The sequence below is a fragment of the Marivivens donghaensis genome (assembly GCF_030410045.1).
Lineage (GTDB): Bacteria > Pseudomonadota > Alphaproteobacteria > Rhodobacterales > Rhodobacteraceae > Marivivens > Marivivens donghaensis.
Map to the genome: position 1 here is coordinate 18,816 of NZ_JAUFRA010000006.1, position 14,341 is coordinate 33,156.

Consider the following 14,341-nt stretch of genomic DNA (forward strand, 5'->3'; position numbering starts at 1 on the left):
AGGAGCGCGGATGATCTGGAATACTCTCTTTGTCGCGGCGGGCGGTGCTATAGGCGCAGCGCTACGTTATCTGACCAACGTGGGCGTCATGCGCTTGATCGGACCTGGGTTTCCCTTTGGTACGGTCGTCGTGAATGTCTTTGGGTCGTTCCTAATGGGGCTTATGGTTGTTGTCCTAGCAGAGAAGGGCGGCAACAAATTCGCGCCGTTTTTGATGACAGGTGTATTGGGTGGTTTCACAACGTTTTCGGCCTATTCGCTGGATGCTGTGACACTTTATAATCGCGGTGAAATCGTGCTGGCTGGTGCCTATGTCCTCGGCACGGTGATCGTCGGAATTGCGGCACTGGTCGCAGGAATGGCCTTTGGCCGAATGGTGCTACAATGAGCGGTGTCCAAAACATCACAATCAGCGAAGACGATGGCGATCAGCGGATCGACCGCTGGCTTCGCAAGCTTTACCCCCACCTGACCCAAGGCCGCATCGAAAAGATGTGTCGCAAGGGCGAACTGCGGGTGGATGGCGGTCGTGTGAAGTCGAATTCGCGCATCGAGGCCGGGCAAACCGTCCGTATCCCGCCGATGGGCGAAGAGGCTGTGAAGCCTGCGCCCAAGTTTGATCGCAAAATTACGCGATCTGACGTTGAGATGATCCAGTCCTGTGTGGTCTGGAAAGATGAGCACATCATCGCGTTGGATAAACCTTCGGGCCTGCCGTCACAGGGCGGATCGGGGCAGGGCGACCGTCACGTTGATGCTTTGGCCGAGGCTTTGATGTTCGGCTACAAAGACAAGCCAAAGCTGGTGCATCGTCTGGACAAAGATACATCTGGCCTCTTGCTTCTGGCCCGCACGGATCGCGTTGCCCGTCGGTTGTCTGAGGCTCTGCGTCACCGCAATGTTCGCAAGATCTACTGGGCAGCGGTCGCTGGTGTTCCGTCGCCGCGTGCTGGTTCGATCAAATACGGCCTGATGAAAGCGCCGGGTCGTGGCCGCGGTGGTGAAGGCGAAAAGATGGTTTGTGTTCACCCTGCTAAATTGGACGAGCATGAGGGCGCGAAACGGGCCCATACCGACTTTTTCACCATCGACCTCGCAGGGTCGCGGATTGCATGGGTCGCGATGACGCCGATCACTGGCCGCACGCACCAGCTCCGTGCGCACATCGCGGAACTTGGTCACCCGATTATTGGCGACGGTAAATATGGCGGTTCTTCAACTGAGAACCTTGGCGATGGTTGGGGCGCTGGTGTTGGTGGCGAGTTGAGTAAAAGACTGCACCTCCATGCGCGTATGATCTCGTTCGAACATCCGATCACCAAAGAGATCATCACCCTTCAAGCCCCGCTTCCGCCGCATATGCAGGAAACCTGGGACTTCTTTGGGTGGGATGTGAACTATCCGCCTATCGATCCTTTTGTGACGGAAGATGAGTGAACTGCGCCTCGTTATTTTTGATGTCGATGGAACGTTGGTCGATAGTCAGGGACTGATCGTTCGTTCGATGGAAGCTGCTTTTGATGGCGTGGGCCTCCCGTCGCCTTCGCGTGATGCGATCAAGGGAATTGTAGGGTTATCACTTGATCGCGCCGTAGCTTTGCTCGCACCAACAGCCTCAGACAACGAGGCGCAGCGCATTGTGCAAACCTACAAGGACGCCTTCTTTACCTATCGCAGTGCAGAAGGTGCCGCTGCGTCTAGCCCGTTTTTCTCGGGTGCGCGTGAGGTGCTTGACCAGTTGCGTGCTGACCCTTGGACGCTGCTCGCCGTTGCTACAGGAAAATCAAAGCGCGGGTTGGACGCTTTGATTGAGGCGCATGGGCTAGAGGGCTATTTTGTCTCGCGGCAGGTCGCTGATTTCCATCCGTCGAAACCTCACCCTTCGATGATTTTTACGGCGGTCGATGAGGCAGGCGTTGCGCGGTCTAGAACTGTTATGGTTGGGGATACCACCTACGACATGGATATGGCCAAAGCTGCTGGTGTTGCTGCGATTGGAGTATCTTGGGGCTATCACGCCGTCGAAACACTAAGCGCGGATCGGATTGTCGGTGATTTTGCCGAACTCCCCGCAGCGATTAATGAACTACTGGAGGCCCGATCATGAGCGGTTGGAAAGCAAAACGGTTCTGGAAAGAAGCAACTATCAGCGAAGTAGAGGGCGGCTACCGTGTAGAGTTGGATGGGCGCCCGGTCAGAACGCCCGCCAAGGCGCTCATGGTTGTTCCCACCAAGGCCATGGCGGAAGCCATCGCCGCCGAGTGGGATGCTCAGACCGAGGAAGTGAAGCCCGAATCTATGCCGATCACGCGGTCTGCAAATGCTGCGTTGGATAAGGTTTCGGCCCAGTTTGACGAAGTGGCCGATATGCTTTCTGCCTACGGCGGCAGCGACTTGCTCTGTTATCGGGCAGATAGCCCAGTTGAATTAACAAAGCGTCAATCTGATGAATGGGACCCGATTCTTGATTGGGCGGAGGGGCGTTTTGGCACCCGCTTGGTCTGTGGATTCGGTGTGATGCCCGTGACCCAATCTGACGAGAACCTGCGTGTTCTGCGTGGCCATGTTGGAGCGCTAAGCCCTTTTGAAATCGCGGCATTTCACGATCTGGTGGGAATTAGCGGGTCGCTCGTGCTGGCATTCGCCGTCACAGAGGGACATTTGACTGCACAAGACGCTTGGTTGAAGTCGCGAGTCGATGAATTGTGGCAGGAAGAGCAATGGGGTCAAGATGATGAGGCCACGGTGTTAGCGAACCACAAGCAAGGCGAGTTTTTAATGGCCGCGCGGATCTATCAAATGTTGCGAAGCTGAAATCCGCAGGCTTTTTTCCTGCCTAAGATCAAATTTGCGGCCAGTTGACCCAAGATCAAGGGAATATTCCCGTCTGGTCCCCCTTGACCAAATAGATAGTTTGAGACCAATCTAAGGCTTCGTGGTGGTACCCCTGCCGCGCCATACGCTATCAAAGCGAAAACCCCGATCGTAAGTATCGGGAACTCAGGAAGAGGTAGAAATGAAGAAATCCATTATGCTCGGCGCTCTGGCCGTCGCTGGTTTGACCGCTGCAAGCGCATCGGCATCCACGCTCGATGATGTCAAAGCCCGTGGTAAACTGAACTGTGGCGTGTCGTCCGGCCTGACCGGCTTCTCGCAGCCCGACGCAAATGGCGTTTGGGAAGGTTTTGACGTTGCTGTATGCCGCGCTGTTGCTGCTGCTGTTTTGGGCGACTCGACCGCTGTTGAATTCGTTCCGCTCACCACCCAAGTGCGTTTCACCGCGCTGGCTTCGGGCGAGATCGACATTCTGGCACGTAACACCACTTGGACCTTCTCGCGCGACACCGACCTGAAGCTCGACTTCATCGGCGTGAACTACTACGACGGTCAAGGCTTCATGGTACCGAAATCGCTCGGCGTGACTTCGGCTAAAGACCTCGACGGTGCAACCGTTTGTATCCAAACTGGTACCACCACAGAGCTGAACTTGGCCGACTTCTTCCGCGCCAACAACATCAGCTACGAGCCGATCCCGATCGAAACCAACGCGGAAGCACAGCAGCAGTACCTTGCTGGCGCTTGTGACGTTTACACCACTGACGCTTCGGGCCTTGCTGCAACTCGCGCAACCTTCGAAGCACCAGGCGATCACGTGATCCTTCCGGAAATCATCTCCAAAGAGCCGCTCGGCCCGGTTGTTCGTCACGGCGACAACGAATGGGGTGATATCGCAATGTGGACCCTCAACGCTCTGATCGCTGCTGAAGAACTCGGCGTGACCTCTGCGAACGTTGAAGAGCTGGCCGCTGCTGCGACCACCAACCCAGAAATCAACCGCCTGCTCGGCACCGAAGGTGACCTTGGCGCGATGATCGGTCTGGACGCTCAGTGGGCTGTTCGCGCGATTGCTGCTGGCGGCAACTACGGCGAACTGTTCGAAAAGAACATCGGTGTTAACACTCCGATCGGCCTTGCACGTGGTCTGAACGCACAATGGACCGAAGGCGGCCTGATCTACGCACCGCCGTTCCGTTAAGTTGATCTACCGGAAAGGGCGCAGTCAATCTGCGCCCTTTTCATACTTGAAGTGCCCCCCCGCGACATTGCCAACAACCGGATAACCGGTGACCTCCTGTCGCGTCGGGAGCCGGGGAGACTTTTATGACCACGCTCACGGATACGCCGAAGCAAGGCTTTCGGCTAAGTCAGCTCATTTACGATACGCGCTATCGTTCGATTACCATTCAGGTGATCGCGACTGTGCTGATCGTCGCGGCCCTGTGGTGGCTTGCGCGCAATACCGTCGCAAACCTGACCGCATTGGGCAAAGATTTCACGCTCGAGTTTCTTGGAAACCGGTCGGGATACGACATCAACCAACGTCTGATTGCTTACGATTCTAATGCGACGCACGGACGTGCGGCGCTGGTCGGCATTCTGAATACGTTGTTGGTCGCTGGCCTTGGTTGCGTTCTCGCGACGATACTCGGCGTTATTTTTGGTGTCCTGCGACTTTCGAAAAACTGGATCGTGTCGCGTCTGGCTGCTGTTTACGTCGAAGGCTTCCGCAACGTTCCGCTGCTGCTTTGGATCATCGCGATTTTTGCTGTGATGACAGAATCCACGCCGTCGCCCAAAGATTTCCGTGGTGAAAATCCGGTCGCGAGCATGGCACTCGCCGACAATGTGGCGATCACGAACCGTGGTGCTTATATCCCTGAACCCCTATTTGCGAACGGTTTGGGCGATGTTGAAATCAAACCAGGTGGCATTTTTGCGGACCTGTATTTCAATGTCAGCATCGACTTGATTGTTATTTTGCTTACTCTGGTGGCGAGCCTTCTTGTTGTTAAACTGGTAAATACCCGCGCTGCGGATATTCAAAATGCGACAGGTGTTCGTCCAACGACGTGGTGGGTTAATCTGCTGATTATCGTTGCCCCAATCGCTGCGCTCCTCTGGGGTCTTGGTTTTTATCTGGGCAAACCAGAACTGTCGGGCTTTAACTTTGCGGGTGGTACACACCTTCGCAACTCTCTGTTGGCGCTGTGGTTGGCTCTGTCGCTCTACACAGGCGCATTTATCGCAGAGATCGTTCGTGGCGGTATTAACGCCGTGTCCAAAGGCCAAACCGAAGCGGCGTTTGCACTGGGACTTCGTCCGAACCGCACGATGCGTTTGGTGATCCTGCCGCAGGCTCTGCGCGTGATCATTCCACCGCTAATCTCTCAATTCTTGAACCTGACGAAGAACTCTTCGCTCGCGATCGCCATTGGTTACATGGATGTCCGTTCCACTTTGGGCGGCATTACCGTGAACCAAACAGGGCGCGAGCTCGAAGGTATTCTTCTCGTTGGTTTGTTCTATCTCCTGCTCAGTCTCGCGATTTCGACAGGGATGAACTGGTTCAATGACCGCGTTAAGCTGAAGGAGCGCTAAGATGTCTGATAATGCGCAAACCGTTCGCTATGTGCGCGAATCCATGATCCCACCGTCCGAGCCACCTCTCAAGGAACAAGGTGCGGTCAAATGGATGCGGGAAAACCTGTTCTCGGGCTGGAAGAACACGCTTCTTTCGCTCGTTTCCATCTACGTTCTGGTGAAGTTGCTTTTCGCGCTGGTTCCGTGGTTCTGGAACTCGGTATGGACTGCTGGATCGCTCAATGAATGTCGTGAAACTCTGGCTGTTTTGGAGGGTCTGACCACCCATGGCGGCGCGTGTTTCGCAGTCATCAGCGACCGTTGGCTTCAGCTGCTCTTTGGCTTTTACCCAGCTGAGAGCTACTGGCGCCCGATCCTCGTCTTCATTCTGATGTTCGTCGCATTGGCGCCAATTCTGTTCTCGGCTCGGTTGCCGAAACAACTGCTCTGGTTCTCGATTCTGTTCCCGTTCCTCGGCACGTGGCTCCTCTGGGGGGGCTCGTTCTGGGTTCCGATCCTTGTGATCCTCGGCTTCGTCGTGGGTGCAGTAGGCTTCAAAATCGGTGGCCGTTTCGCGGGTGCGTTCGGGGCTGTGGCACTCGGAATTGCTGGCGCTGCGCTCTGGTGGATGATTGCTATGCCATCTATCAACGGAGCGTTGCACAAGGCCGTTGCCTTGTCGCGCATCGACGGGACGAAAGCCGAGCTACTCGAAACGCTTGTTACAAATCCTGCGCAAATCGATGAGATCGAGGCTGAACAGGCCGCCGTGCAGGAGAAGATCAACGAACTGACCGCTGAGAAAGATGTGCTGGTCGTTGAAATGCTCGCGGCTCGTGAAGCTGGGTCCGAACCGTCGTCCGACCAAAAGTCGGCATTCAACGCGATCATGGACGAACTGATGGTAGAGCGTCGTCATTACACGGCGCTGGGCTTTACAGCATTCAAACTGCAACAAGCGATCAGTGACGCAAACGGTCTGTTGGCCAACATCGAAGCTCTGCCTCAGTGGGAAGCCGACCTGCCCAATGCCATCGTGACCGCAGCTGAGATGGAAGCAGCTCTGCCTGACGGGCTGCACAATCTGGTTTCGGTCAATCAGGTGCCCGCTGGGACATCGCCCGAAGCCGTCGACGCGCTGCGTGCATATCTCGACGCGGATACTGCGGTCCTAAACCTACATGCCAACATCGAGACCGCTTATGAACGGCTCGGTATTCTGGGCCTAGCGCCTGTGACCAGCCGTGATTTCGGTGGCTTTATGCTTGCGATGATCATCGGTGTGGCAGGTATCGTGCTGTCCTTGCCACTCGGCGTTTTGCTGGCGTTGGCACGTCAGGCCAATCTTCCGATCGTCAAAGGGTTCGCCGTTGCGTTCATCGAAATTATCCGCGGCGTGCCGCTGATCGTTTGGCTGTTCACGGCGTCACTGCTCTTGAACTACTTCCTGCCGCCACGCACATCGTTCGACCTTGTGTTGCGCGTTGTGATTATGGTGACTCTCTTTGCCGCTGCTTACATCGCAGAGGTTATTCGTGGGGGCCTTGCGGCACTGCCGAAGGGACAGTTCGAAGCGGCGGATTCGCTTGGCCTCGACTACTGGAAATCGATGCGTTTGATCGTGCTTCCGCAGGCACTCAAAATCTCGATCCCTGGGATCGTGAACACCTTCATCGGTCTGTTTAAAGACACCACACTGGTTGGCATTATTGGTCTACTTGACCCGCTCAACCTATCGAACTCGATCCGTGCCGCTGCCGAATGGAACGGCGTCTATTGGGAACTGTTCGTCTTTATCGGCCTTTTGTTCTTTGTCTCATGCTTCAGCATGGGCCGCTACTCGCTCTGGCTGGAAAAAAAACTCCAGCGTGGACACCGCTAAGGAGACCGCCATGTCCGAACTTGCAATCGAACGTCAAATCGACCGCAGCCACATGACGATCTCTGATGAGGTCGCCATTCAGATCAACAACATGAACAAGTGGTACGGTCAGTTCCACGTGTTGCGTGACATCAACTTGACCGTTCAGCGCGGTGAGCGGATCGTAATCTGTGGTCCGTCGGGCTCTGGTAAGTCGACGCTCATTCGCTGTATCAACCGCCTCGAAGAGCACCAGTCGGGTGACATTATTGTTGATGGGACAGAGCTGACCTCTGACCTCAAAAACATCGATAAGATCCGTTCTGAGGTTGGTATGTGCTTCCAGCACTTCAACCTGTTCCCGCACCTGACCATTCTAGAGAACTGCACGCTGGCTCCAATCTGGGTCCGTAAGGTCCCGCGCAAAGAGGCCGAAGATATTGCGATGCACTACCTTGAAAAGGTAAAGATCCCCGATCAGGCCCACAAGTATCCGGGCATGTTGTCGGGTGGTCAGCAGCAGCGTGTGGCGATTGCGCGTTCGCTCTGCATGAAGCCGCGCATCATGCTGTTCGACGAACCGACCTCTGCTCTCGACCCCGAGATGATCAAAGAGGTTCTCGACACCATGATCGAGCTGGCTGAAGAAGGCATGACCATGCTCTGCGTGACCCACGAGATGGGCTTTGCTCAAGCTGTGGCGAACCGCGTGATCTTTATGGATCAGGGTCAGATCATCGAACAAAACGAACCACATGCGTTCTTTAACGATCCTCAGTCGGATCGCACGAAGCTGTTCTTGAGCCAGATTTTGGGCCACTAAGCTCAGATAAATTTTCGAAAGGGGCGGGCCTAGTGTCCGCCCTTACTCGTTCAGCAACTCGCGTGGAGTGGTAAAGGCAACGACGCGACCAGAGGCGGCAGTCACATCTGACCATTGGGCCACATCAAAGTCGATGATGGCAGTCGCGCAGGTCGGGTATGAAGCGTATTTCGGATGGTCGGGGCGATCATGGACGAGCCCACAAGCAAAGCTCCCGATACCTGGGTTGTGGCCGATCATGGCAACGATAGGCGCTTTCGCGGTTTTCAACTCGGCTAGCATCGTTGTCGCGGGCGCGAGGTAGAGAGAGTGCACATAGCGCACTGCGGGCGTAGTCGGCCACTGCTCCATCATAAGGTCCAGCGTTTCCTTCGTACGTTTAGCGTCGGAGCATAGAACTTCCGTCGGAATATCACTTGTGTCAGCGATCCATTGCCCGATGGCTGGTGCCGATCGCCGTCCTCGTTCGTTCAAATGCCGATCATGGTCCTCAATGGAAAAGTCATCCCAAGATGATTTGGCGTGACGAATAAGAACAAGTCGAAGGGTCATTTGTGAAACTCACTCATGAAGTACGCAGACTGGGCAGGTGGACGTTGTGACGACCCAATGGGGCAGGACCGTCGAACTGCGCATCCGTTGTTTAGGCAGTCTGCACCTTCCGTCCCTGTTAGGTAACCGTGACAGGCTGCCACATCATATCCTGCGGGCACCAATGCTGACGCCGGACAGGCCGTGACGCATGGTTTGGCGACGCACGTCGCACAGGGCGGAGGGGCTAATACGACTTTAGGTGCATCGCGAAGTGCGATGGCGCCGCGAAAGGACGTGAATAAGCCTGCGGAGCCGTCTGCCAAGAACGCGACGGGGGAGGCACAAAACGCCCCCGAACGAATGGCCCAGCTGTAAAACGGATGGAACGGGGCGCCACCAAACGGGAAATATGCGACGCCGTCATATGCGGCCGCGACTTCGCTTAGGACGCGTTTAGACCAACGATCTACGGGGTCGCTTTGCCCATCGCGCCATTCTGGCGAACCGCAAAAATGCGACCAGAATTGGGGCTCTTTAGGTGAGATCAGCGCAATCGCCGTCGCCCAGTCTGGGAGATTGTCATCGGCGGATGGAGGAGTAATTCCTGAAATTCTCAGGCCATATCCCTCCAAGTCGCCGATGAGGTTTGTCATGAATTGCGCGGCTTCACACGAGGTTCGGTGGTGCGGATCATGGAGCCAGCGCCGTGTTCTGTGAACAGCTCGAGCAGGCACGCATTCGCGACCCGACCATCAAGGATAACCACCCCGCGTACACCGTCCTCAATTGCTTTGAGAGCGGTTTCTGTTTTTGGGATCATGCCGCCTGCAATGGTGCCATCTGCAATCATTTCGCGCACTTCAGCGGGCGTCATTTGAGTGATCACTTCGCCGTCTTTGTTTTTCACGCCAGATACGTCGGTCAACAAAAGCAGGCGATCGGCCTTGAGTGCACCCGCAATCGCACCGGCGGCCGTATCGCCGTTTACGTTGAACGTTTCGTTGTCGTTCATGCCAGTAGCAACGGGAGCAATCACTGGAATGATGCCCGCATTAAACATGTCATGCAGCACTTGGACGTTCATTTCGACCGGACGTCCAACAAACCCCAATTCTGGATCGTCGGGTTCGCAAACCATCAGGTCGTCGTCTTTGCCCGACAGACCAACCGCGCGACCGCCTTCGTCCATAATCGCCTGAACGATCCGTTTGTTGACGAGGCCTGTCAGAACCATCTCAACGACTTCGACAGTTGCTTTGTCGGTTACGCGTTTGCCGCGCACCCATTGGGATTCGATGCCAAGACGACCGAGCAGATCGTTGATCATCGGGCCGCCGCCATGCACGACAACGGGGTTCAGGCCGACCTGACGCATAAGAACGATATCTCGTGCGAAATCAGCCATGGCATCCTGATCGCCCATGGCATTGCCGCCAAACTTGACCACGACGATCGCACCCGAATATCGCTGAAGGTAGGGCAATGCCTCTGACAGAGTGCGGGCAGTTGCGATCCAGTCACGGTTCATGTCTTGTTTCCTCACGGCAGGGCCCTTTCCAAATAGGGGTCAAACGATGCCATAAATAATAGCGCGAAGTGTGGCTATACCGTCCCCTTTGTCAGACGACGTCAATACGATTTCAGGGTAGGCGGCAGGGTGCTTTGCCAAAACAGCACGCGTGGCTTCGATCGATTGATCGAGCTGCGTTTTGCGGACCTTATCCGTCTTTGTCATAACGACCTGAAACGTCACGGCGGCCTTATCGAGAAGCGACATGATCTCTTCGTCGACGGCTTTAGCGCCGTGGCGGCTGTCGATCAAAACAAAGACGCGCCGCAGAGTAGGGCGGCCAGCAAGGTATCGCTTCAGCAGCCGTTGCCATTTTTCAACGATAGCCACAGGCGCGTTGGCAAAACCATAACCCGGAAGGTCGACGATGTAGTGTTCGTCGCCAACGGTGAAAAAGTTGATCTCTTGGGTGCGGCCAGGTGTGTTCGAGGCACGAGCAAGCCCTTTACGACCTGTCAGCGCGTTGATCAGGCTCGATTTTCCAACGTTGGATCGACCCGCAAAGCAAAGTTCGATCCGATCTGCAGGCGGCATGCCGTCCATGGCGACGACACCTTTGAGGAACTCGATCGGAGCATGGAACAGCATACGACCAGCTTCGACGACCGTCGGGTCCAGATCTTCAACGATCGGAAAACTTAATTGCATGACCATACCCTCTTGGCGGAACAGGCCGCCCTAAAGGCAGCCTGTCAATTTATTTTGCTTTGCTAGCTTTACCACGTTTGAACGCAGAGGTGATATTGCCCAGAACATCTGGCCGGTGGCCGTGGCTGCGCATGATCGCGTATTGCTGCAGGAACGTGATGGTATTGTTGGTGATCCAGTAGAGAACCAGACCCGAAGCGAACGATCCCAGCATGAACATGAAAATCCAAGGCATCCATGCAAAGATCATCTTTTGGGATGGATCAGTGGGAGCTGGATTGAGTTTCTGTTGCAGCCACATCGAGACACCGAGAATGATGGGCAATACGCCCAGCGACAGAATGAACAACATGCTGCCCGGTTCCGGAGTGCCCCAAGGCAGAAGGCCAAAGAGGTTCAGGATCGATGACGGGTCTGGAGCAGAGAGGTCACGGATCCAGCCGATCCATTCAGCGTGACGCAGTTCGAGCGTGACGAAGATAACCTTATACAGCGAGAAGAAGATCGGAATCTGCAGGATCATCGGCAGACAGCCCGATGCAGGGTTAACCTTGTTCTCTTTATAGAGCTTCATCATGCCTTGCTGCAGTTTAGCACGGTCATCGCCAGCTGCTTCTTTCAGCTTCTCCATCTCAGGCTGAAGCTCTTTCATCTTCGCCATCGAGACGTAGGATTTATAGGCAAGCGGCAGTACCAACGCTTTCAGAACGAGCGTCAGGACCATGATCGACCAGCCCATGTTGCCGATTACAGCGTTGATGTTGTGCAGCAGCCAGAAGATCGGCTTGGTCAGGAAGAAGAACCAGCCCCAGTCGATCGAGTTGATGAAGCCAGAAACGCCCGCATTGTTTTCGTAGTTGCGGATAGTTTCCCATTCTTTTGCACCCACGAAGAAACGCGTCGAAACGGAAGTTTCCGCGCCAGCGGCGAGCGTCTCGGACTCGAGGATCGCGTCGACTTCGTAAACGTCAGTGGTGAAGTAGCGCGACATCGAAGTGAACGGCTTGCTCTGATCGGGGATCAGGGTCGTCATCCAGTAGTGGTCGGTATACCCAGTCCAGCCCGACTGTAGGACATCAACGCTGCTCACGCCGCCGTCAACTTTGCGGATGTCTTTGTAGGTTTGCTCATCAACCTTGCCGTCAGTCATGCGAACCAGACCTTCGTGCAGGACAAAGAAGCGACGCTGCGCATCCGGTTCAGTGAAGCGGCGGATGAGGCCGTAAGGAGTAAGGGTGACTTCGTCGCCAGACGCGTTCGAGACGGTCTGGTCGATGGTCATCATGAACTTTTCGTCGATCGCGTAAGTGGTACGGAAGGTCAGACCAGCACCGTTGTCCCATTTCAGCGTGACCGGCGTCTCTGGGGTCAATGTGGTGCCTGCTTCGAGTTCCCACATTGTGTCAGGTCCAGGGACGGCATTCGCATCGACGCCAGCATTGCCGATCCAGCCAAAGCTCGCGTAGTAGGCATCGTTCTCACCCTGCGGGCGCATGAGCTGAACGATTTCAGGGCTGTCGACCGCGACGGTGTAATTTTTCAACGAGATATCGTCGATGCGCCCGCCGAGAAGCGCAATAGAACCTGTCAGTTCGGGGGTTTCAACGGGGACACGCGGCGTTGCGGGCATCGCGGCTTCGGTCACGGCGGGTGCTGCAGCGTCAGCCGATGCGTCTGCAACTGGAGCGGCGACATCAGTCTGTTCCGTTGCTAGAGTTGCATCTGTTGCTGTTTCCGCCGGTTGTTCAGGTGGAAACAGGAAGAACCAAACTGTGATAACCAGAAAGCTAAGTGCTGTGGCAAGAATTAGGTTCTTGTTCTGATTTTCCATCTGAACCGCCCGTTTTGTAAGGTAAATGATCAGGCAGGGTTCAACAGGCCATAGCGTCAAAGGTCAAGCGGTTTTAGGGGTTTTGGCGGATTAGACGCGTGTCACATTGCTGTTTACCCTGCTTTTCGCCGCAAACCGCGACTGCCAACCGCCATAGGGCTGTAGTTGTTGATCCAGTTGTCTACATCCTCGGGCGGTAGGGGGCGTGCAATTCCAAAGCCTTGGACGTGGCCGCAGCCTAATTCAGCCAGCTTTAGGCGCTCTTCGGTGGTTTCGACACCTTCTGCCAGCGTATCGAGGCCGAGCCGATCTGCCATCGTCAAAATCGCAGCGACCATTTTCTGTTGTTCATCATCTGCATCGATGCGGGTCACGAATGATCGGTCGATTTTGATGCGTTCGATAGAATATCGCCGAATCGACGTAATTGATGCGTGGCCTGTTCCGAAATCATCAAGGTCGAGACTGCAGCCTAGTCCCGCGAGGCCTGAAAGGTTTCGGATCACAATGTCATCGGCATGATCGGCAACCACGGTTTCGAGCACCTCAACAGCGAGCCGATTGGCGTCCAGACCAAATTCATGGAGGCGCTGTTCTATCCGATCCACAAGTTGAGGATCTGTTAGCTCTTCTTTTGAGAAGTTCACACCAACGCGGGGGATCAACAGCCCTGTCTCATCCCAACGACGAAGAGATGACAAAGCGTCGTGGATCATCGCTTCGCCCAGTCGATGCATCTGACCAGCCTGAGCCAATGCGGGTAGGAACTCCAGCGGAGGGATCAGCCCGCGCCGAGGGTGCTGCCACCGCGCTAAGGTTTCAAATCCAGTGATTTCTCCGGTGCGTGTCGAAATCTGGGGTTGGAAGAAGGCACGAATTTCGCCGTTGTCCAAAGCGCGCGTGACTTGTTGGGACAGCTCATTGCAATTTGCGATACGGTTTCGCATTGATGGGGAGAAGCTTCGGATGGCGGCGGGGGCGTGCCTTTGTGCTTCGATAAGGGCCGAATTTGCGGCCTGCAAAAGTGCGACACCCGTTTTCTGGTCGAGGCGATCTGATAGGCCAAACCCGATCGAGACAGTCAGATAGACGTTCATCCCTGCAATATGAAACGGTTCGGCCATAGTGTGTTGGATGCGCGAGGCGAGTTGTATCGCGGCTTCAAGGTCAAAGCGCCGCGTCGGAGAAAGCCCTACCGCAAAGGTTGGACCATCGAGCCTCGCAGCGATGTCGTCAGCCCTAAGAATCGCGGAGAGACGAACCGCGATTGATTTGAAAATCGCCTCGACCCCTGATCGGTCATGGCGTTCTTCAATCAACTTAAACCGATCAATTTCAAAGACGATCGCGCCCGTCGTAAGCCCGTTTTGCTTGCCCGAGCGAAGAGCGTTGTCCAGCGCTATAACGAGGCCGGCGCGTGTGGTGAGGCCAGTGGCCGCGTCGAATGGGACCGCATCTGGCAAGTTCGGCAAGATGAAGGCGAGAAACGTCGGCCCCAAAAAGGTCGCGACGATTAATCCGGGTTGCCCTGCCAAAATGTATCCCGCCACAGCGCCAAGCGGCGCAATGAGGATATAGGGCCAGCGGGCCTTATTGCGGCGAACGGCGTCGACGATTGCGTTAGGCATAGTAGTTCATTCCTTTGCCCGTTTC

The 14,341-nt window shown here is 55.4% G+C and carries 12 protein-coding genes and 1 pseudogene; 8 read left to right on the forward strand and 5 right to left on the reverse strand.

All coding sequences use genetic code 11. From position 1 onward, the window contains the following. Positions 1-10: 10 nt before the first annotated feature. The 8 genes and pseudogenes from crcB (at position 11) to QWY83_RS09670 (ending at position 8,105) form a co-directional block, all read left to right on the forward strand. Positions 11-388 (forward strand): fluoride efflux transporter CrcB, encoded by a 378-nt coding sequence (crcB, locus tag QWY83_RS09635; protein ID WP_249946052.1) that lies wholly within the window; start codon positions 11-13, stop codon positions 386-388. Continuing rightward, positions 385-1,437: an RluA family pseudouridine synthase gene (locus tag QWY83_RS09640; RefSeq protein WP_249946051.1), complete on the forward strand. Its 1,053-nt coding sequence runs from the start codon at positions 385-387 to the stop codon at positions 1,435-1,437. Before crcB ends, QWY83_RS09640 begins: the two co-directional genes overlap by 4 nt. Beyond that, positions 1,430-2,107 (forward strand): HAD-IA family hydrolase, encoded by a 678-nt coding sequence (locus tag QWY83_RS09645; protein ID WP_249946050.1) that lies wholly within the window; start codon positions 1,430-1,432, stop codon positions 2,105-2,107. The genes QWY83_RS09640 and QWY83_RS09645 overlap by 8 nt, the downstream gene beginning before the upstream one ends. Further along, on the forward strand, positions 2,104-2,814 hold the full coding sequence (locus QWY83_RS09650) for an ATP12 family chaperone protein (RefSeq protein ID WP_249946049.1): 711 nt from the start codon (positions 2,104-2,106) through the stop codon (positions 2,812-2,814). Before QWY83_RS09645 ends, QWY83_RS09650 begins: the two co-directional genes overlap by 4 nt. A 202-nt stretch (positions 2,815-3,016) precedes the next feature. Continuing rightward, the gene (locus tag QWY83_RS09655) at positions 3,017-4,036 is read left to right on the forward strand and encodes an amino acid ABC transporter substrate-binding protein (protein WP_105234136.1); all 1,020 of its coding nucleotides are present in this window, start codon (positions 3,017-3,019) and stop codon (positions 4,034-4,036) included. A gap of 125 nt (positions 4,037-4,161) precedes the next feature. Next, positions 4,162-5,439, forward strand: coding sequence for an amino acid ABC transporter permease (locus tag QWY83_RS09660; protein ID WP_105234137.1), 1,278 nt, complete (start codon positions 4,162-4,164; stop codon positions 5,437-5,439). A 1,201-nt stretch (positions 5,440-6,640) separates the two neighbouring features. Further along, a pseudogene (locus tag QWY83_RS09665) lies at positions 6,641-7,303 on the forward strand (amino acid ABC transporter permease); the annotation flags it as partial. Between the two features lie 10 nt (positions 7,304-7,313). Continuing rightward, entirely contained in the window at positions 7,314-8,105 is a 792-nt protein-coding gene (locus QWY83_RS09670; protein WP_067550446.1) for an amino acid ABC transporter ATP-binding protein, read from the forward strand. Between the two features lie 42 nt (positions 8,106-8,147). On the opposite strand, the gene QWY83_RS09675 is transcribed toward QWY83_RS09670, so the two are convergent. The 5 genes from QWY83_RS09675 to QWY83_RS09695 form a co-directional block, all read right to left on the reverse strand. Further along, the gene (locus QWY83_RS09675; protein ID WP_249946048.1) at positions 8,148-8,657 is read right to left on the reverse strand and encodes a SixA phosphatase family protein; all 510 of its coding nucleotides are present in this window, start codon (positions 8,655-8,657) and stop codon (positions 8,148-8,150) included. Between the two features lie 631 nt (positions 8,658-9,288). Then, positions 9,289-10,167: an acetylglutamate kinase gene (gene argB / locus QWY83_RS09680; RefSeq protein ID WP_105234140.1), complete on the reverse strand. Its 879-nt coding sequence runs from the start codon at positions 10,165-10,167 to the stop codon at positions 9,289-9,291. Between the two features lie 39 nt (positions 10,168-10,206). Continuing rightward, complete coding sequence (yihA, locus tag QWY83_RS09685) at positions 10,207-10,857, reverse strand: ribosome biogenesis GTP-binding protein YihA/YsxC (RefSeq protein ID WP_067550438.1); 651 nt, start codon at positions 10,855-10,857, stop codon at positions 10,207-10,209. Between the two features lie 49 nt (positions 10,858-10,906). Then, on the reverse strand, positions 10,907-12,688 hold the full coding sequence (yidC, locus tag QWY83_RS09690; protein WP_249946047.1) for a membrane protein insertase YidC: 1,782 nt from the start codon (positions 12,686-12,688) through the stop codon (positions 10,907-10,909). Between the two features lie 113 nt (positions 12,689-12,801). After that, entirely contained in the window at positions 12,802-14,316 is a 1,515-nt protein-coding gene (locus QWY83_RS09695; RefSeq protein WP_249946046.1) for a putative bifunctional diguanylate cyclase/phosphodiesterase, read from the reverse strand. Positions 14,317-14,341 lie beyond the last annotated feature (25 nt).